15 protein-coding genes are annotated in these 19,763 nt (G+C 68.5%); 9 read left to right on the forward strand and 6 right to left on the reverse strand.

Annotated elements, in window-relative coordinates; all coding sequences use genetic code 11:
- Nucleotides 1-8 precede the first annotated feature (8 nt).
- The 3 genes from ACFUPX_RS21065 to ngcE form a co-directional block, all read right to left on the reverse strand.
- Nucleotides 9-902 (reverse strand): carbohydrate ABC transporter permease, encoded by an 894-nt coding sequence (locus ACFUPX_RS21065; RefSeq protein ID WP_383324477.1) that lies wholly within the window; start codon nucleotides 900-902, stop codon nucleotides 9-11.
- 21 nt (nucleotides 903-923) lie between these two features.
- Entirely contained in the window at nucleotides 924-1,838 is a 915-nt protein-coding gene (locus ACFUPX_RS21070; protein ID WP_383324639.1) for a carbohydrate ABC transporter permease, read from the reverse strand.
- 190 nt (nucleotides 1,839-2,028) lie between these two features.
- A complete protein-coding gene (gene ngcE / locus ACFUPX_RS21075) occupies nucleotides 2,029-3,462 on the reverse strand; it encodes an N-acetylglucosamine/diacetylchitobiose ABC transporter substrate-binding protein (RefSeq protein ID WP_383324480.1) in 1,434 nt (477 codons plus the stop codon).
- 553 nt (nucleotides 3,463-4,015) lie between these two features.
- Between ngcE and ACFUPX_RS21080 the strand changes: the two genes are divergently transcribed.
- Nucleotides 4,016-7,888, forward strand: coding sequence for a GH92 family glycosyl hydrolase (locus ACFUPX_RS21080; RefSeq protein ID WP_383324483.1), 3,873 nt, complete (start codon nucleotides 4,016-4,018; stop codon nucleotides 7,886-7,888).
- A gap of 68 nt (nucleotides 7,889-7,956) precedes the next feature.
- The gene (locus tag ACFUPX_RS21085) at nucleotides 7,957-8,319 is read left to right on the forward strand and encodes a hypothetical protein (RefSeq protein ID WP_383324486.1); all 363 of its coding nucleotides are present in this window, start codon (nucleotides 7,957-7,959) and stop codon (nucleotides 8,317-8,319) included.
- Here the strand turns inward: ACFUPX_RS21085 and ACFUPX_RS21090 are convergent.
- The gene (locus ACFUPX_RS21090; RefSeq protein ID WP_383324489.1) at nucleotides 8,316-9,962 is read right to left on the reverse strand and encodes a M1 family metallopeptidase; all 1,647 of its coding nucleotides are present in this window, start codon (nucleotides 9,960-9,962) and stop codon (nucleotides 8,316-8,318) included. The two genes, ACFUPX_RS21085 and ACFUPX_RS21090, sit on opposite strands and share 4 nt — an antisense overlap.
- A 127-nt stretch (nucleotides 9,963-10,089) precedes the next feature.
- Nucleotides 10,090-12,147 carry a trypsin-like serine peptidase gene (locus ACFUPX_RS21095; RefSeq protein WP_383324492.1) on the reverse strand — a complete coding sequence of 686 codons (2,058 nt, stop codon included), beginning with the start codon at nucleotides 12,145-12,147 and terminating at the stop codon, nucleotides 10,090-10,092.
- Nucleotides 12,148-12,322: 175 nt separating this feature from the next.
- Between ACFUPX_RS21095 and ACFUPX_RS21100 the strand changes: the two genes are divergently transcribed.
- Entirely contained in the window at nucleotides 12,323-13,039 is a 717-nt protein-coding gene (locus ACFUPX_RS21100; RefSeq protein WP_383324495.1) for a hypothetical protein, read from the forward strand.
- On the opposite strand, the gene ACFUPX_RS21105 is transcribed toward ACFUPX_RS21100, so the two are convergent.
- Nucleotides 12,978-13,457, reverse strand: coding sequence for an ATP-binding protein (locus ACFUPX_RS21105; protein ID WP_383324498.1), 480 nt, complete (start codon nucleotides 13,455-13,457; stop codon nucleotides 12,978-12,980). The two genes, ACFUPX_RS21100 and ACFUPX_RS21105, sit on opposite strands and share 62 nt — an antisense overlap.
- Nucleotides 13,458-13,569: 112 nt before the next feature.
- On the opposite strand from ACFUPX_RS21105, the gene ACFUPX_RS21110 reads away from it, so the two are divergent.
- Genes ACFUPX_RS21110 through ACFUPX_RS21135 form a run of 6 tightly spaced genes read left to right on the forward strand, consistent with a single transcriptional unit; the run spans nucleotide 13,570 to nucleotide 19,759 of the window.
- Entirely contained in the window at nucleotides 13,570-14,397 is an 828-nt protein-coding gene (locus ACFUPX_RS21110; protein WP_383324501.1) for a Scr1 family TA system antitoxin-like transcriptional regulator, read from the forward strand.
- Nucleotides 14,394-14,648 carry a DUF397 domain-containing protein gene (locus ACFUPX_RS21115; RefSeq protein WP_383324504.1) on the forward strand — a complete coding sequence of 85 codons (255 nt, stop codon included), beginning with the start codon at nucleotides 14,394-14,396 and terminating at the stop codon, nucleotides 14,646-14,648. Before ACFUPX_RS21110 ends, ACFUPX_RS21115 begins: the two co-directional genes overlap by 4 nt.
- Before the next feature lie 6 nt (nucleotides 14,649-14,654).
- A complete protein-coding gene (locus ACFUPX_RS21120; RefSeq protein WP_383324507.1) occupies nucleotides 14,655-15,323 on the forward strand; it encodes a DUF7019 family protein in 669 nt (222 codons plus the stop codon).
- Complete coding sequence (locus ACFUPX_RS21125; protein ID WP_383324510.1) at nucleotides 15,324-17,285, forward strand: HEAT repeat domain-containing protein; 1,962 nt, start codon at nucleotides 15,324-15,326, stop codon at nucleotides 17,283-17,285.
- Nucleotides 17,245-18,087, forward strand: a complete 843-nt coding sequence (locus ACFUPX_RS21130; RefSeq protein WP_383324513.1) for a mycofactocin-coupled SDR family oxidoreductase — start codon at nucleotides 17,245-17,247, stop codon at nucleotides 18,085-18,087. The genes ACFUPX_RS21125 and ACFUPX_RS21130 overlap by 41 nt, the downstream gene beginning before the upstream one ends.
- A 25-nt stretch (nucleotides 18,088-18,112) precedes the next feature.
- Nucleotides 18,113-19,759 carry an amidohydrolase gene (locus ACFUPX_RS21135; RefSeq protein WP_383324516.1) on the forward strand — a complete coding sequence of 549 codons (1,647 nt, stop codon included), beginning with the start codon at nucleotides 18,113-18,115 and terminating at the stop codon, nucleotides 19,757-19,759.
- The last annotated feature ends 4 nt before the right edge of the window (nucleotides 19,760-19,763 follow it).

A 19,763-nucleotide genomic window follows, 5' to 3' on the forward strand; every position in this document is an offset into this window, starting at 1 on the left:
GCTCAGGGTCACTTGAGAGCACCCGCGGTGAGGCCTGCCTGCACCTGGCGCTGGAACACCGCGTACACGACGAGCACGGGAACCATCGCGATCGTCAGACCCGCGAAGAGCGCTCCCCAGTCACCCCGGTAGCCCTGCGAGACCGCCAGCGTGGCGAGCCCCTGCGGCAGCACGTACCTGCTCTCCTCCTCGTTGTTGAGCAGCAGCGGAAGCAGGTACTGGTTCCACTGGCCGAGGAAGTTGAAGATGCCGATGCTGACCAGGCCCGGCTTGGCCATCGGCAGCATGATCTGGAAGAACGTGCGCGTGTGCGAGGCCCCGTCGACCATCGCCGCCTCCTGCACGCCGGTCGGCAGCGTGCGGAAGAAGGACGTCAGGAAGAAGACGGTGAAGGGCAGCGAGTACGCGATGTACGCGATCATCAGGCCCGGCCTGGTGTCCAGGAGACCGAAGTTCTCCATGACCGCGAAGAGCGGGACGAGGGCGAGGATGACGGGGAACATCATGCCGCCCGCGAAGAGCATGAAGATGAACCGGTTGCCCGGGAAGGTGAAGCGGGCGATCACATAGGCCGCCATCGAGCCGAGCAGCATGGTGCCGGTCAGCGAACCCGCCAGGATGATCACCGAGTTGATGGCGTACTGGCCGATGTTCGCCTCGGTCCACGCGTTGGTGAAGTTCTCCCAGTGGAAGGAGGTCGGCCAGCCCATCGGGTCGCTGAGGATCTCGACCGAGGGACGGAACGCGGTGAGGGCGACCCAGATCAGGGGACCCGCCGCGAGGACCACCCACAGGACGAGGAAGGCGTGCGAGAAGACGTTCAGGGTCGCGCCGCTCGCCGAGTCGCCCTCCCGGCGGGATGTGTCGGCGGACTCGGCGCGGGGTGCGGTGGTCGTGGTCATGATGCAGGGCTCCCGCGGTCTTTAGTATTCGATCCGGTCGCGGTTCCCGATCCTCATGACGATCAGCGAGAACGCCATGCTGAGGACGAGGAGGACGACGCCGATGGAGGTGGCATAGCCGTACTGACCGTCACGGAACCGTTCGTAGAGGAAGACCGGGGTGACCTTCAGGACGTGTTCGGGAACCATGACCAGGACGATCGCGAACGAGTCGAGTGCCTGGATGCCCATGTAGATCCAGCCGGTCCGCACGGTGTCCCAGATCAGCGGGAGCGTCACGCTGAAGAAGGTCCGCCCCCGGCCCGCGCCGTCGAGCAGCGCGGCCTCGTAGATGTCCTTGGGGATCGCGCCCATCGCGGCGGAGAAGAGCACCACGTAGAAGCCGACGAAGCTCCAGGAGAGCACGATCATCACCGCGATGAGGGCGAGCGAGCGGTCGCCGCCCAGCCAGGCGGGTCCGTCGAAGCCCACCTTGTCGAGGCCGCCGTTGATCAGACCGCTGTTGGTGTTGAAGACGCGGCCCCAGACCACGGCGATGATCGCGACGGACAGGACCTGGGGGAAGAAGTAGACGACTTTGTAGACCGATGAGCCCGCGACGCCCGCGATGGCCTGGCCCTTCCGGTGCCTGCCGCCCGACGTGATCATGTACGCGAAGAACATGCCGAGCACGAGCGTGATCACCGGGGCGACGACCGCCAGCGTGACGCTGACCTCCAGGGAGTCCCAGAAGCGCTCGTCGTCCCACATCTTGGTGAAGTTGTCGAAGCCGATGAAGTTCGCCACCGGACCGCCGGACCAGTCCGTGAACGAGTAGTAGATCGCCTGGATGAAGGGCGAAATCACGAACAGGGCGTAGAACGCGAGCGGCAGCGCCAGGAAGCCCGCGATGAAGCGGTACTTGTCGAGCGTCCGGTAGCGCCGGTCGTAGCGCACGCTCTGCGGCGTGAAGCGGGGCGGCAGCAGCACCGCCAGGAGGAACAGCAGCCCGTTCGGCGGCTTGGGCCGTCCTGCCGGGTCCGGTGCCTTCTTCGAAGGTGGTGAATCGTCCACCCGGGTGTCACTCTTCACGCCACTCCGCCCCGCCTCGTTCACGTGCCCGCGTTCTCGGTCGATCCGCCGCTGATCAGGACTTCTTGACCTTGACGACGTCAGGGTCCTTGAGGATCCGGGCCCCGGCCTTCTCCATGATGTCCATGGCCTGCTTGGTGCCGATCTGGCCCAGCATGAACTTGGCGATCATGTTGTTGAAGTCCTCGCGGAACAGCTCGTTGTACCAGTCCATGTGCTTCGCGATGACGACGTTCTTGCCGGCGGCCTTGATCGCCGCCTGCACGCTCGCCACGCCGTGCGGCATTTCCTGGCCGTCGATGGCCCCCTTGACCACCGGCAGAGCGGAGAGCTCCTTGAAGTTGTTCAGGGCGGCTTGCTTGCTGTACATCGCCCGCAGCCACTCCAGGCCGCCCTGCCGGTTCTGCGCCTTCTCGGGGACGACGTAGAACTCACCGGCCGGCGCGTTGATCGTGCCGAACGGCATCTTGTCGCCCGAGTCCAGGGACGGGCTCGGGCCGAACGACATCCCGAAGTCCTTCGGAGTGGTGTCCTTGGCCTCGTTCTCCACCCAGGAGCCGTTGGGCACGAAGACGCACTTGCCCTCCTTGGTCCAGGCGGTCTGCATCTCCGTGTGCGCCTCGGTGCCGTCGAAGCCGGTCAGGACGTACTTCTTGGCGACCAGTTCCTCCCAGGCCTCGAAGACGTCCTTGACCGCGTCGTTCTTCCAGGCGCCCGGCTCCAGGTAGTCCATGGCCGTGGTGATCTCGCGCCCGCCGCGCTGCGCGAACATCGTGTAGATGCTGAAGAACATGTACCGCGGGTGGCCGCCCGGGTAGCTCCAGCCGTGGATGCCCTTGGCCTTGGCCTTCTTGCAGACGGCCAGCATCTCGTCCCAGGTCTTGGGGTACTCGGAGTCCAGGCCCTCTTCGAGGAGCTTCTTGGAGTAGAAGGTGCCGTAGACCGTCAGCGAGATGCCGGCCTGGAAGGTGCCAGGACCACCGAAATTGCCGCTCGCCTCGACCGCAGGTTCGAGGATGTCGCGCACCTTGACGCTCGGGTCGTCCCACGACGGCGCGTCGAGCAGCTCGGTGAGGTCCGCCACCTGGTCGTTGGAGACCAGCTTGCCGGGGTTCATCTGGTCGGCGCCGGAGTTGTTGATGACGTCGGCCGTCGGCTTGCCGCGGACGATCTTCGGCTGTACCTGAGTGGCGACCTTCGTCGTCGACTTCTGGCCGGCGTCCGAGTCCGGGTACCGCTTCTTGTACATGTCGGTCACGAACTGGGCGTACTTGTCGCCGTAACCGCCGTTGAAGACGACCACGGCGAGGCCGGCGTCCTTCTTCACGCCGAGCGGATTCTTCTTCGACTTGTCGCCCTTTTCCGCCTTGTTCTCATCGCCGCCCCCGCTCGCGCAGGAACTCAGGGCGCCTACGGCCGGCACTGCGAGAAGGCTGGTGGCCGCCGCCCTCTTCATCACGTCACGACGGTTGATGCTGGTGGATCCCATGCTCAAGTCCTCGCCTTCTCCAGGACTCAGGCGGCGTGCGGGGCTCCCGACAGCTCGCCAGTGGCGAAGGGCCCGACACCGCGGGTCAGTTGAAGCTTTGGTGGTGCGTTACGTGTGCGACAACTACATGGCAAGGGCTTGCACCCGCCACTCAGGGTGCCGATAGGTATAGTCCACTTCTCGGCGGCAGAGCAAGATCGAATGCAGCTTGGGCCAGCAGTCTTTCCCGAGTTGAGACCTCGCGGAGATGTGGACTGGTTCGTTCACGGTGTTGGCAAATGCGGCCAGGGTTCTGGACAGTGTTTCCTGAGGTAATGCGGGTGTTTGGGGCCCGCCGCCTCGCCCACCGATCTTGCCTCTCCCTTCCTCGCTCCTCGTTGGACTTTCCCCAGGCTCCCCTTGGACTTTCCCCCTGGTCCCGCCGCCTCCACCGTCCCCTTCCGTCCTCCGCCGACCCTTCCAACAGCCTTGACACCACCGGCAACTTGGCGCCCTACTGGACCTTGCGCAGCGATATGACAACGTTGTCCAACTCGCAGGGAGGGGCTCGGGGATGCCGCACAGATCACGCAGACCTCGCTTCAGACACCACCGTTCGGCCGCGGTCCTCGGAGCGGCCGCGTTCACGCTCGTCGCGACAGCGCAGGGAGCCGCCGTCGCCAAACCGGATAAACCACCCAAAGCCACCGCGGAGTTCGTCTCCTCCTTCGAGGAGGGTGAGGCCCAGCCCGACTGGCTGAACACCGTGGAGACCGGCCCCGACGGAAAGAAGCGGACCGCCGGTGTCAACGGCGCGTTCAGTTCGGGCATCCCCGGCAGTGTGAACGACCACGTCACGGAGGTCCGCGCCAGCGGCGAGAACTCCGGGAGCGGCGAGGTCAAGGAGAACCTGATCGACGGGGAGCCGACCAGCAAGTGGCTCACCTTCGAGCCCACCGGCTGGGTCGAGTTCGACCTGGACGAGCCGGCCAAGGCCGTGACGTACGCGCTGACGTCGGCGAACGACCACGACGAGCGCGACCCCAAGGATTTCACCCTCAAGGGTTCCACGGACGGCAAGGACTGGAAGGTCCTCGACACCCGTAAGGGTGAAGCGTTCGACAAGCGCCACCAGACGAAGAAGTACGACTTCGAGAACGACACGGCGTACGCGCACTACCGCCTGGACGTCACCGCCAACAACGGCGCGTCCGACGCCCTCCAGCTCTCCGACGTCCAGCTCTCCGTCGGCGGCAGCGAGTCGCCCGTCCCCGAGGACATGCTCTCCCTCGTGGACCGGGGCCCCAGCGGCTCCCCCACCGCGAAGTCGGGCGCCGGGTTCACCGGAAAGCACGCACTGCGTTACGCGGGCACGCACAAGGCGGACGCACGCGGCTATTCGTACAACAAGGTCTTCGACGTGAACGTCGCGGTGCGGCGTGACACCGAGCTCTCGTACCGGGTCTTCCCGTCCATGGCGGAGGGCGACCTCGACTACGACGCCACGAACGTGTCCATGGACCTGGCCTTCACCGACGGCACCTATCTGAGTGACCTCAAGGCGATGGACCAGCACGGCTTCCAGCTGACCCCGCAGGGTCAGGGCGCCGCGAAGGGTCTCTACGTCAACCAGTGGAACAACGTGGCCTCGCGGATCGGGCAGGTCGCGCGCGGCAAGACCGTGGACCGCGTGCTCCTCGCGTACGACTCCCCCAAGGGTCCGGCGAAGTTCCGTGGCTGGGTGGACGACGTGTCCCTGAAGGAGAAGGCTCCGGCGAAGCCGAAGGCCCACCCTTCGGACTACGCGGACACCACGCGCGGCACCAACTCCAGCGGCGGCTTCTCGCGCGGCAACACCTTCCCCGCGACGGCCGTCCCGCACGGGTTCAACTTCTGGACGCCGGTGACCAACGCGGGCTCCCTGAGCTGGCTCTACGACTACGCGCGCGGCAACAACGCGGACAACCTGCCGACGATCCAGGCGTTCAGCGCGAGCCACGAGCCGAGCCCCTGGATGGGCGACCGGCAGACCTTCCAGATGATGCCGTCGGTGGACAAGGACACCCCGTCGGCGTCCCGCACCAAGCGCGCGCTGCCCTTCAAGCACGAGAAGGAGACGGCGAAGCCGCACTATTACGGCGTGACCTTCGAGAACGGTCTGAAGGCCGAGATGGCCCCGACCGATCACGCGGCGATGATGAAGTTCACCTATCCGGGTGACGACGCCAGCGTCATCTTCGACAACGTCTCGGAGAAGGGCGGCCTCACCCTCGACAAGGAGAGCGGTGTGGTGAGCGGCTTCTCGGACGTCAAGTCCGGCCTCTCCACCGGCGCCACCCGCCTCTTCGTGTACGGGACCTTCGACGCCCCCGTCACCGCGGGCGGCAAGCTGGAGGGCGGTGGCGGCGGTGACGTCACCGGCTATCTGCGCTTCAAGGCGGGCAAGGACCGCACGGTCAATCTGCGCCTGGCGACCTCGCTCATCAGCCTCGACCAGGCCAAGGCCAACCTGAACAGCGAGATCCCCTCGGGCACCTCCTTCGACCGCGTGAAGAACCGCGCGCAGAAGAGCTGGGACGACATCCTCGGCAAGGTCGAGGTCCAGGGCGCGAGCGAGGGCCAGCGGACCTCGCTCTACTCCAGCCTGTACCGCCTCTACCTCTACCCCAACTCGGGCTTCGAGAAGGTCACTTCGGGCGGCAAGTCGAAGTACCAGTACGCCTCGCCGTTCTCGCCGCAGACGGGACCCGACACCCCGACGCACACCGGCGCGAAGATCGTCGACGGCAAGCCGTACGTCAACAACGGCTTCTGGGACACGTATCGCACGACCTGGCCCGCGTACTCCTTGCTCACGCCGAAGAAGGCGGGTGAGCTGGTCGACGGCTTCGTACAGCAGTACAAGGACGGCGGCTGGACGTCCCGTTGGTCGTCGCCGGGCTATGCGGACCTGATGACGGGCACCTCGTCGGACGTGGCGTTCGCCGACGCGTACGTCAAGGGCGTGGACTTCGACGCCAAGGACGCGTACGACGCGGCGCTGAAGAACGCGACGGTCGTGCCGCCGAGTTCGGGCGTCGGCCGCAAGGGCATGGAGACCTCGCCCTTCCTCGGCTACACCCCGAGCGAGACCCACGAGGGCCTGTCCTGGGCGCTGGAGGGCTACCTCAACGACTACGGCATCTCGCGCATGGGCACGGCCCTCTACAAGAAGACGGGCGAGAAGCACTACAAGGAGGAGTCCGAGTACTTCCTCAACCGCGCCCGTGAGTACGTGAAGCTGTTCGACGACAAGGCGGCAGGGGGAGGCACCGCGCCGGGCTTCTTCCAGGGCAAGGACAAGAAGGGCGAGTGGCGCGTCCCGTCGGAGAAGTTCGACCCGCGCGTGTGGGGTCACGACTACACGGAGACGAACGCCTGGGGCTACGCCTTCACCGCCCCGCAGGACTCGCGCGGTCTGGCGAACCTGTACGGCGGCCGCAAGGGCCTCGGCGACAAGCTCGACACGTACTTCGCCACTCCGGAGACCGGGTCCGCCGAGTTCGCGGGTTCCTACGGGGGCGTCATCCATGAGATGACCGAAGCACGCGACGTACGCATGGGCATGTACGGGCACTCCAACCAGGTCGCCCACCACGTCGCCTACATGTACGACGCGGCCGGGCAGCCGTCCAAGACGCAGGAGAAGGTCCGCGAGGTCCTCTCCCGCCTCTACACCGGCAGCGAGATAGGGCAGGGCTACCACGGCGACGAGGACAACGGCGAGCAGTCGGCCTGGTACCTCTTCTCCTCGCTCGGCTTCTATCCGCTGGTCATGGGCAGCGGTGAATACGCCATCGGCTCACCGCAGTTCACCAAGATGACCGTGCACCTGGACGGCGGGCGCGACCTGGTCGTCAAGGCGCCGAAGAACAGCGCGAAGAACGTGTACGTGCAGGGCCTGAAGGTCAACGGCAAGAAGTGGACCTCAACTGCCCTGCCGCACAAGGAGATCGCCCGCGGCGGTGTCCTGGAGTTCGACATGGGACCCAAGCCCTCGGCGTGGGGCACGGGCAAGAACGCCCAGCCCTCGTCCATCACGCAGGACGACAAGGTGCCGTCGCCGCGTGGTGACGCCATCAAGGGTGATGGCGCGCTCTTCGACAACACCTCGGAGACGGACGCCACTTCGTCCGCCGCCGTGGACCTTCCGGTCGCCAAGGAGACCAAGGCCGTTCAGTACACGCTGACGTCGGCGGCCGACAAGGCGAAGGCGCCGCGCGGCTGGGTCCTCCAGGGCTCCGCCGACGGCGAGAAGTGGAAGGACCTGGACAAGCGCTCCGGTGAGTCCTTCGCCTGGGACCACCAGACCCGGGTCTTCACGGTCGACAAGCCGGGGGCGTACGCGCACTACCGGCTCGTGCCGGACGGCTCCGCGACGCTCGCGGAGGTCGAGCTCCTGAGCTGACCGGGCGCGGCGAACACAGGGGCGGGAGTGGCTGGTCCACTCCCGCCCCTTTCACGTGTGTCACCTCGTTGGCCGGAACACACCCTGGCCTCTCCCTCCCCGCGGATAGAGACTCATCCCGTGAGACACCTGCCAGGAGGGCCACGACGGACTACCGCATCGAGGTCGCCGACAGCGGCAAGCTGCTCACCGGCTCCGACACCAAGGCCATGAACGGCGCGGACGACGTGACGGCCGTCTGGGACACCTGCCCGGCGGCGGGCGCCGAGGTCACCGTCACCGCGACGCCGTCCGACGCGAGCCAGGACGCGGAGCTGTTCCTGATGGACTCCGACCCGGCCGACGCCAAGACCGCCGTGCGCGGTCAACAAGGCGGGGTCCGGCACGTACACCGTGACCGCGTCCTGACGTCAGGGGCCGGAGCCGGCTAGGGCCGGCCCGCCGAGAAGAGCCACGTCCCGAACAGGTCCGAGAGGTCCTGCCCCGACTCCTTCTCGCACAGCGCGATGAACTGCTCGGTGTCGGCGTTCTTGTGCCGGTGCTCGCGCGTCCAGGTGCGCAGGACGGTGAAGAAGGTGCGGTCGCCCACGGCCTTGCGCAGCTGGTGCAGCGTCATGGCGCCTCTGCCGTACACGGGTGAGTCGGAGACGCGGGTGGCGCTCGGCGGGTCGGCGGCCGGGAAGTCCCAGATGCCCTCGCTCTCCGGGTGCGTGCCGTCGTAGAAGGAGTCGAAGGTCTCCTGGGCGCTGCGGTGCCCGTGCTCCTCGTCCCACAGCCACTCGGCGTAGGTGGCGAAGCCCTCGTTCAGCCACATGTCCTGCCAGGCACGCGGCGTGACGGAGTTGCCGAACCACTGGTGGGCCAGTTCGTGGACGACCAGGCGTGCGTCCGGCGCCTCCTGGAAGTACGGCTTGGTCTGCGTCTCCAGGGCGTAGCCGAGGTCGGGGAGGTGGTCGACGACCGCGCCTGCCGAGGAGAACGGGTAGGGGCCGAAGCGGTCACTGGCCCAGTCGATGACTTCGGGCAGCAGCTCGGGGACGTCGACGGGCCCCTCGGCCTCGTCGGGGTCGACGGCCGTGTAGAGGGGCAGGCCGTCGTCCGTCGTGCTGGTGGAGATGTCGAAGACGCCGGTGACGACGGACGCGGCGTGGCTCGCCATGGGCTCGGAGTTGCGCCAGCTGAAGGTGGTGCGCTCGCCCCGCTGCCGCGTCCCGCGCAGCGTTCCGTTGCTGACCGCGGTGTAGTCGGACGGCACGGTGACGTCGATGTCGTACGTCGCCTTGTCGGAGGGGTGGTGGTTGCCGGGGAACCAGGTCATGGAGCCGGTGGGCTCGCCGAGCGCCGCCACGCCGTCGTCCGTCTCGATCCAGCCCTCGTCGCCGCCGTCGGCCGCCGTGAGCATCCGGGGCGTCCCGTCGTACCGGACGGTGGCCTTGAAGGTCTTGCCCTTGCCGATGGGCCGGGCGGGCGTGAGCGTCAGCTTGTTCTTCTTCCTGCTGAAGCGCGCGTCGGAGCCGTCCACGCGGGCCCCGCGCACGTGCAGGCCCGCGAAGTCCAGGCCGAAACGGGGCAGGTCGCGGGTCGCCCGCGCGGTGATCACGGCGGTGCCCGCGAGCCGGTTGCCGTCCGGGGTGTAGTCGAGGGTCAGGCCGTAGTGCTGGACGTCGTAGCCGTCGTTGCCGAGCGCCGGGAACAGGTGGTCGTGGGTGAGGCGGTCTCCGCGTACGTCCAGCAGGACGAGGTCTCTCGCGGTGCCCTCGCCGTCGTCGCCGTCCCACCAGGTGCGGAAGAGCTCGGTGAACTCCTTGGCCCCTGCCGACTTCGGGGACAGATCGGTCCTCACCTCGACGTCGTAGGCGTGCTCGGCGTCGGCGTCGGTGTCGGTGAGTTCGACCGTGTACAGGGCCTGGGCGTGGCGTGCGGTGCGGGACTCGTCGGTGTCCCGGGCCCAGGAGCGGAACTGCTCCAGGAGGCGGTGCTCCGACTTCCGGGCGGGGGCGGCGTCCTGGGGCTTCGTGTCGCACCCCGACAGGACGAGGCAGAGGGCCACGGCGCCTGCGTACACGCGTTTCATGGTGTGGTGATCTCCGTGTGTCGTCTCCGTACGGTCGTCCGCAGAGGAAGAGGGGCGGCGGCACCCCGAGGTTGCCGCCGCCCCTCGCGCCCCTCGCGCCCCTCGCTCAAGAGGCTCTGCCCACGGGTTACGCGGGCGCCACGAGCTGGTTCTCGGCGCCGATGCCGGAGGCGTTGCCGTCGGTGTAGAGGGTCAGCTCGCCGTCCGACCAGCGCACGACGGTGTCATCGGCCCATGCGTTGTCGGTGAAGTCGCCGCCGCTGACGATCAGGGCGTGCTTCCAGAGGCCGTTCGGAGCCTGCCACTTGTTCTCGCCCCAGGACGAGCCGGTGCCGGTGAAGTCCTGATACTGCGTCAGCTCACCGTCCGACCAGCGCACGATCAGATCCCAGGTGTCGTCGCCCGAGTAGTCGCCCGCGGTGATCTGCGTGGCGTGCTTCCACGTGCCGGCGTCCGGCGTGCCCGGCGAGACGACCTTGATCTCCTTGCCTAGCCGCCTGTTGTCGCCGGTGTTCTGATAGAGCGTCACTTCACCGTCCGACCAGCGCACGACGAGGTCGTCCTGCCACTTGTTGCCGCCGAAGCGGCCCGAGGTCATCGCCTCGGCGTGCTTCCAGGTGGCGTTCGGCGCGGCCAGCTGGACCTCGCCGTGGAAGCCCTGCTCGTCGACCGACGGGTAGAGCGTCACCTCGCCGTCCGACCAGCGGACGACGAGGTCGGAGCCGTTGTCGCCGGTGAAGTCGCCCGCGACGACCTGCTTGGCGTGATCGCGCCACAGAGCGCTCGGGCCCTGGACCTTGAACTCCTTGTCGAAGTGGTTCTTGGCCTTGCCCGCGCCGCGGTAGACGCTCAGCTCGCCGTCCGACCACATGACGAACATGTCCATCCGGTCCTCGGAGACCGGGCCGTCGAGGGCGAAGTAGCCGTTGGCTATGGACTTGGCGTGCTTCCAGGTGCCGCCGCCGGGCAGGACCGGGTCGGCCATCGGCGGCGGGTTGATGCTCGCGGACTGCCTGCCCGCCTTCGCGGCGTCGTAGATCCGCTTGACGTCGTCGTCGAAGTACGACGAGTACGAGGTGTTGGCGCTGTGGCCGCCGGTGAGCCAGCCGCCGGTGACGCCGATCAGCTTGGCCGACTCGCCGCCCGCGGTGATGAAGGGACCGCCGGAGGTGCCGCCGACGTAGCCGTCGCAGTTGATCTCGGTGAAGGTGCCGCCGCGCCAGAGCCGGCCGCCGCTGTCCTTCGTGTTGCCGGTGGTGTACTTCTTCGTCGGCGTGGTGCAGCTGAGCGGGTCCTGCTTCGGCTTGTAGTTGCCGCCGCCGTACAGGTACGGGTAGCCGATGGCGTGCGCGGTGTGGTGGAAGCCGGTGTTGAAGCCCATCGGGACGGCCCCGACGACGCTCTCGACCTCCTTGCCGTCGCTGCGCGGCTCTGTGGCGAGGAACGCGACGTCGACGTCGGTGAAGTCTTCCTCGCTCTTCTTGGACCCGGTGTAGCCGGGGTCCTTGAAGATGTGGCCCTTCTTGATGGGGTACATGCCGTGCGGCATCGGGCTCTTCGCGCTGTGCTGCGGCACGAAGACCAAGTTCGACTTCTGGTCATTGCTGTCGAAGCAGTGCGCTGCCGACGCGACCAGGTTCTTGCCCGGGGACGGGACGACGGTGCCGCCGCAGAAGCGGTAGTCGTAGCGGTCCGGGTAGTCGTTGCCCGCCTTCTGCGCCCAGTAGAAGGTGCCGACTTCCTTGATGCCCTTGAAGGTGTGCGAGGGCGAGCGCAGCATGCCTTCGCGGGGCGCGGCCTCCTCGTCGCTCCCCCCGGAGCCCTCCTCTGCGTCCGTCTTGGCGTCCTCGGCCGCCGCGGCCTCACGGACCTGCTGCTCCTCGACCGGCTTGGCCTGGGCCATCCGCTCCGGCGTCCAGAACTTCTCGAGCTCGCGGGCCAGGTCCTGGTCAGGGTCCTGGGACGGCGACTTCGATGTCTTGGACGGGGTCGGAGTCGGCGTCGGGGTCGGGGTCGGGGCCGAGACTTCCGACGGGACCGAGGTCGGCGTCGGAGTCGGCGTCGGCGTGGCCGCGGTGGTCGTCGGCGCCGGGGTCGGGTCCGGGGCGGACCAGGCCGGTCCCGCGGCGGTCAGGAGCGCGGCGACTGCGGTCGCCGCGGCTGTCGCAGTCAGGCTGCGTTTCATTCTCACGGTGGTGTTCCCCCACAAAAACGGACCCCGGCCATCCGGGGTCCGATTGGTACAGATCAATCGAGAAGGTACGTTACGCACAGATCGAACGATGTGTCGATTGGGGGCGAAACTTGCTACTTGCCCCGTAAGTGTTGTATTGCACCGGCCGGTTGATCGGAGAGAAGCAGTGGGGAAGACGGGGCGATTCACTCGAACCGGAAGGCGCGCGGCGGCGCTCACGGCGGGAGCGCTGCTCCTGACGGTGGGGTGTTCCGGGGATGACGGCGACAGCGGGTCCGCGCGCGAGTCGAACCCCAACCTGCTGCTCGGGTTCCGTACGTGGCTGAAGACGAACGACTCGGAGCGCGACGACGCCCTGGCGGGCCACGCCCTGAACGTCAGCCTCGACTACCGCTCCGGTGACCGCGACGGGGTCGTCTCGGTCCTCACCGACTACGGACCCTGGGGCGAGGCCGAGGACCAAGTCGAGCCGCTCGCCGAGGCGTTCACGACATGGTGGGACGCGGACCCGGCCGCCAAGAGCGCACACTTCCTCGGGCAGGGCGGAAAGACAGCGACGAAGACCACGCTCTACGACGGCGACAAACCGTCGAACCTCCTCAAGGAATTCCGCTCCTGGGCCGCGAAGAACTCCCCGAGCGGGGAACGCCTCACCCCGCACATCACCGCACTCGGCATCGGGTACGGGGCGAAGGGCTCCGGCGCCGCCACCGTCTCGACCGACTACCTCACGCGCAAGGACGACGAGACCCAGAAGAAGGTCGACACCCTCAGCGGGGCTTTCGCGGAGTGGTGGGACGGTGACAAGAGCGCGGAGACGGTCACCGTGACCAGCGAGGACCAAGGCAGCCGTGCGGAACGGAAGTTGACCGCGCCACGATGAGCGGGGCACAGGCAGCGGCCGGAGTGAACTCACACCAGACGACCTTGCCGGGATCGCGCTCCTCGACTCCCCACTTGTCGGCCAGTGCCGCCACCAGCAGCAGTCCGCGCCCCGACTCGTCGGCGTCATCACCCTCACCGCCGCCCCGGGGCCATCCGCCTCCACTGTCGTGCACTTCGACACGAAGTACGTCACCGGAGAGGGCCAGGCTCAGCCGGAACCCACGACCCGGCGGCACCCCGTGCAGGAGAGCATTCGTCGCCAACTCGCTCACGCAGAGCGTGATGTCGTACGCGCGGTCACCGACCCCCCAGTCGGCGAGCGCGTCGGCCGCGAAGGCGCGGGCGGCGGGGACGGACTGGCGTTCGCGCCGGTAGAAGCGTTCGCGCGGGGACGGGGGTGGAGTTTCGTCGTTCACGTGACGAGAGTCACTCTCCGTGGCCATCATGAAGCAGTACGTGCACCCGTACAGCCGGGCTGTACGGGTTTGGCCGCGTGAACGTGCGGCTTCTGGTGGGGAGTTGCACCGTATGAACAGCCCAAAGCGACGGTCACGGCGAAATGCCTCGGCGATGCGCATGGTGGGGGCGCTGCTCGCCGTCCACCGGGAGGCCGCCGGGTACACACAGAGGTCGCTGGCCGAGCGGTTCGTCATCAGCGAGGAGCTGATCGCCTCCATCGAGCAGGGGCGGCGGCCGCTGAAGATGGACCTGGCGGTGCAGCTGGACCAACTCCTCGGCACCAACCGGACGTTGGAGACGGCCGTCGAGAATATGCCGGAGGTGGATCTGGTTCCTCGGTGGGCCGAGGAGTACATGGACCTGGAGCGCGAGGCGCTCGCACTGTCCTGGTACGACAACCAGGTCCTGCCGGGGCTGCTTCAGACACCGGTCTACGCGCGGGGCGTGTTCCAGAACGACGTTCCGGCTCTCACCGAGGACGAGATCGAACTACGCGTGGCGGCCCGCATGGAGCGCCAGGAGATCCTTCACCGCAAGGAGCCGCCGACGATCTGCTTCATCATCTCCGAGGTGACCCTGATGGACCGCCTGGGCGGTGACGAAGTGTACGTCGAGCAGATGCTGCACCTGCGCGAGTTGGCCGGCCTGCCAGGCGTCACGCTCCAGGTCATGCCGGTCGGCCGCAGCTTTCACGCCGGGCTGTCCGGGCCGTTCATCCTGATCGAAACCCCGGACCACCAGCGGCTGGGCTACACCGAGGCTCAGCGCGGCAGCCAGTTGATCACCAACCCGGACGAGGTATCCATCCTGGAGCGCAAATGTGCGATGCTGCGGACACAGGCCCTCAACCCCCATGAGACCAGAGGCCTGTTGGACCGATTGCTAGGAGAGCAATGAGCGGCAGCATCGCGCTTGAGTGGTTCAAGTCCAGCTACAGCAGTGAGCAGGGCGGCGCCTGCCTCGAAGTCGCCTACGCCTGGCGTAAGTCCAGCTATAGCAGCGAGCAAGGCGGCCAGTGCCTGGAATTCGCCGCGCACCCCGCCGCCGTACACATCCGCGACTCCAAGAACCCGGACGGCGCCCCGCACCTCACCGTGGCCCCGGACGCCTGGACCGCGTTCCTGTCCCTCCCCCAGGCCCGCGCCTGACCGCCCGTGCGGTACTACCTGTACCTGTCCGCCGCCAAGCTGGACATGCTGTACGGACAGATCCCGCAGAAGCTCCTGAAGCGGCTCGCCGTGGAGGCGAAGGTCGACCTGAAGGTGCTGAGCGTCGCCGTGCAGTCGCCGCGCGCGGATGCCACCACGTATGACCAGCTCGACATCGTCGAGAAGTACCTGGAGCGGGAGTTCGACGTCAGCTGGATGACGGAACCGAGGTCCTGGTTCCGCGGTGACATGGCGTTGCGTACCGGCGGCTACGGGTCCTCGGAGGGCCCGGTGCTCATGACGGGTCGCGAGGGTGACACGGTCGTGGCGCTCATCGGGTCGGCGCACCACCTGATCGGACAGCGGCCCGCTCCGGACGTGATGGTGCGTGCCTTCTCCGCACTGCCCGCCCTCTTCCAGCTCCTGCGGGACGCCCCGGAGGACTGGCCTCTCGGCCTTCCCTCGGTAGTGCGAACGCATCCGACGCATGAGGAGGGCGCGCTGCACGACGTGCTTGAGATGTCGGAGAGGTTGATCGTGCCCGGCGTCTTCTGTGAATTCCTCGCCCGGCGGCTGTTGCGCGGCAGCATCACGCTGGACGACGGGCGGGAGCTGAACATCGTCATCGGCACGCCGCTGTACGTGGCAATGGCGGACGACGACCAGGAGTCCTGAATGGAGCAGCCCCCGCCACAACCCGACCTGGCCCGGATGCGGGTGGACGGTGATGCCGAGGGCCTGTGCGAGGCCCTGCGGTCGGGTGACGACATGACCGCGTCGATGGCCGTCGCGTTGCTCGGCGATCTCGCGGACCCGTCGGCCGCGGACGCTCTCATCGCGTACCTGGAGTCGCCCGGCAAGGCGCGCGGCTGGAACTTCGAGGTGACCGTCACGGCCTTGGGGCGGCTGCGTGAACCCCGTGCGGTCCCCGCGCTCCTGCGATCCCTCGGCACGGAGCGGGAGGTGGAGCAGGAAGCCGCCGTGCTCCGGGCCTTGGCCGCCATCGGCGGACCGGAGGCCGTCCGCGCGCTCGTCGACCGGCTGACCGATGAGCCCGCTTCACCTGCGGTCCTCGACGCGCTGGCCGAGCTGCGCCCTCCAGAGGCGGTGCACCCGCTCCTCGTCGCGCTGTGGGTGCTGCTGCCCGGCGACGCGGTGCGGGCCGTGCAGGTCCTCGGCGAACTGCGCGATCCTCGCGCGGGACCTGCCCTGCTCTTCCTCGCCCACGCGCAGGACTCACCCGTCGACCTGCGCAGGGCGGCGGTCGAGGCGCTGTGCGCACTTCCCCGGATCAATCAGCTGTCCCGGCCCGGTCGACACCACGAACACCTGCTGCTGCGGGCGCTGTGCGATCCGGACCGCGAAACCGCCCACGCAGCAGCACAGTTGCTGTCCCGAACGCACGAAGGCCGACATCAGCTGTGGGGCGTGCTGCGGATTGCCGTATACGACCCCCGCAGTCCTCACGCACCGCCCTCCGCCGTCCTGGCCGTCTGCGGCCAGGTGGTGAAACGGCCCAAGCTGGGCGACTCCAGGTCCGGCGAGGACAACGCCGCCCTGGTCAAGCTGCTGCGTGCGGCGCCGACGACCACCGTACGCAGGGCGTCGGCCGCGGCCCTCGGCGCGCTCGGGGGCGAGCAGACGGTCGACGCCCTGCTGGCCGCCCTCGGCGACGAGAGGATCGTCGAGGCCGTCGCCAGCGAGGTGTCCCGCCTTCGCGCCCCGCCCGTCGGGGAACTGCTCACCCTGCTGGCCGACGGGGGTGAGGGCCCTCAACGCTGGGGAGCAGCCGTAGCGTTGGGACTCCTGGGCAGCGAGGAAGCCACCCCGCTCCTGCTGGCCGCACTGGACGAGGAGGAGCCGCCGAAGCTGCGTACCGCCGCCGCGGACGCGCTCGGCGCCCTGCGTCACCGTCCGGCCGCCGAGCGGCTCGCGGCGCTGGCGGCGGACGAGGCGGAGCCCGGCACCCTGCGCGCGCACGCCGTGCGCGCCCTGGGTCTGATCGGCGCCCCGGAGTCGCTTCCCGTGCTCCTCGCCTGCGCGTGCTCTGCGAAGGAACCGGTGCGGCTGCGTGCGGTGGACGCCCTGGGCGAGTTCCCGTCGCCCGAGGCGGCCGAGGCGCTCGGGGTGGTCGTGGCGCGCGACGCGAACCGCGAAGCCGCGCGGGCCGCGCTCCACGCCCTGGGCCGGATCGGCGCTCCGGCCGCACCTGTCCTCGTATCGCTCTCCGGGCAGCTTCGGACGGACGTCGCGGGTGAGCTGATCGCCGCGCTCGCCGGGTGTGAAGGGCCTGAAGTGGACGCCGCCCTGGGCCAACTGGCCAGGACGCCTCACCCGGATGAGATCCACGCGGCGGTGGCCGATGCCCTCGGCGGTCGGCACTCGCCGGAGAGTGCCGCTTCGTTGGGGGTGCTGCTGGCCGACGAGCACCGGTACTTCTGCACCCGGGCCGCGCTCCGAGCCCTCGCCCGGCTCGGAACCGAGGAAGCAGCCGAGCATGTACTGGCGTACGGCCTGTCAGCGGGCTACTACTTCGAAGAGGAGGTGCGGGAGGCGCTCAGCGCCCTCGCGGAGGGATCCAGCAAGGAGCCACGTCATGCCGGACGAGGAGACTCAGCGGGTCAAGGGGCGTCTTGACGGCAAGGTGGCCTTCGTCACCGGGGCGGCCGGGGGGCTCGGCCGCAGCCATGTGCGGCGGATGGCCGAGGAAGGCGCCGACCTGGTCATCGTGGACATCTGCCGGTCGGTCGACACCGTGCCCTATCCGCTGTCGACGCCGGAGGACCTGGGCGACGCCGTCGAGGAAGTCGAGGCCCTGGGGCGCCGCGTCGTGGCACGGCAGGCGGACGTGCGTGATCGGGCCGCGCTCCAAGAGGCGTACGACGCGGGCCTTGAGGAGTTCGGGCGGATCGACGTCGTCGTCGCCAACGCGGGCATCGCGCCGCTGCTGGTGGAGGACAGGGTGCAGGCGTGGCACGACGCCATCGACGTGAACCTGACCGGCACCTTTCACACCATCGAGGTGGCCGTCCCCTCGATGGTCGCCGCCGGGCAGGGCGGCTCGATCGTGATCGTCAGCTCCACCGCCGGGCTCGTCGGCATCGGCGGGGCCAGTAACGGCGGGCTTGGTTACGCCGCCTCCAAGCACGGTGTGGTCGGGCTGATGCGTACGTACGCCAACAACCTCGCCCCGCACAGCATCAGGGTGAACTCCGTGCACCCCACCGGAGTTGCCACCGCCATGGTCGCCGATCCGGCCATGGTCGAGTTCGTCGCCCAGGACCCGATTCTCTCCGCGGGGTCGCCGAACGCCCTGCCGGTGGCCACGATCGAACCGGGTGATGTGTCCCATGCCGTGCTGTGGCTGGCCTCGGACGAAGCCCGCTACGTCACCGGTGTGACGCTGCCCGTCGACGCCGGATTCATCAACCGCCACTGAGCCGCCCAGCGAGAGGTGGAGCGCCATGACCGAGCAGTACGCGGACACGATTCTGGTGGGCGGGCAGGTCAGGACGCCCACGGGCTGGGCTCAGGGGCTCGCCGTGCGCGCCGGTGTCGTCGAAACGGTCGGCGGGCGCGAGGACGTACTGCACCGGCGCGGTCCGGACACCCGGGTGGTGGAACTGGCCGGCGACACCGTCCTTCCCGGCCTGCACGATCTGCACGTGCATCCGATCTACGCCGGAATCCGCGAACGCCGCTGCAAGGTCCCCCAGGGGTCGAGTCTGGCCCACACCCTGCGCATCGTGGCCGAGCACGTGGCACGGGCCGCCCCCGGCACCTGGATACTCGGCGGCCAGTGGGACACGTCCGCGCTCGGCACCGTCCCGGACCGGACCCTGCTCGACGCGGTCGCCCCCGACCATCCGGTACTCCTGGAGGACACCAGCGGGCACAGCTCCTGGGCGAACAGCGCGGCGCTCGCCGCTGCCGGGATCGGCCCCGGCACGCCCGACCCGGCCGGTGGCATCTTCGAGCGGGACCTCGCGGGCAACCCGAGCGGCATCCAGCGCGAGACCGCAGCCGATCTGCTCGCCGCCTCGGCCCCCAAACCGGCCGACGACGCCGTCGAGGCGGCTCTGGAGTGGGCCCTCAAGGAGATGCTGTCCCACGGGATCACGTCGTTCACGGAAGCCGCGGTCGGGTTCACCGCGGGGCCGCGGGCCGAGCTGCGCGCCTACACCCGGCTCGCCGCGCGCGGGGCCGTCAAACAGCGCGTACGCCTCAGTCTCGTGTGGTCCCCCTACGACCCCACGTGCGAGGACGTGATCGGGGCTCGGAACCTGCACGCGAGCGGCCACATCGCGCCCGACTGCGTGAAGATCTTCCTCGACGGGGTGCCGACCGACAGCCACACGGCGGCGATGATCGAACCGTACAAAGACACCGTGGAGGGGCGGGACGGCGGGGCCGGTCGGCACGGAATGCTCGCGATCGCGCCCAAGGTCCTCAATCAGGCGGTGACCCGCTTCGACCGGATGGGCATCACGGTCAAGTTCCATGCCGCCGGGGACGCGGCGGTCAGGGCGGCCCTGGACGCCATCGAGGCCGCCCGCACGGCCAACGGACACGGCCCGCACATGCACAACGTAGGACACTGCACGTTCGTGGCGAAGAGCGACATCGAGCGCGCGTCGCGGATCGGCGCGACGTTCGAGGTCTCTCCCTACCTGTGGCAGCCCTCCCCGATCTGCTCCGACATCGCGGCTGCCGTCGGCCCGGCGGCGATCGAACGCGTGTGGCCGGTGCGCGAGATGCTCGAAGCGGGCGCGCTGGTCGTGGCGGGGTCGGACTGGTGCGTCGTGCCGTCGGTCAACCCGTGGTCCGCCATCGAAACGCTCGTCACCCGGCAGGAGCCAGGGGGCAGCGCCGACTCCTTCGGCCCGTCCCAAGCCATCACCCTGGAGCAGGCCTTCGACCTGTTCACGGTCAACTCCGCACGCCAGGAGGGGATGTCGCACCGCGTCGGCCACATCGCCCCGGGCATGCTCGCGGACATCATCGTCGTCGACCAGAACCCCTTCGAGGCGCCCATCACCCAAGTGCACGCCACCCGGGTCAAGATGACGTTCGTCGAGGGCGAATCGGTCTTCGACGCGGCGGCTCGCTGAGAGC

It is taken from the genome of Streptomyces sp. NPDC057302 (assembly GCF_042667685.1).
Taxonomy (GTDB): Bacteria; Actinomycetota; Actinomycetes; order Streptomycetales; family Streptomycetaceae; genus Streptomyces.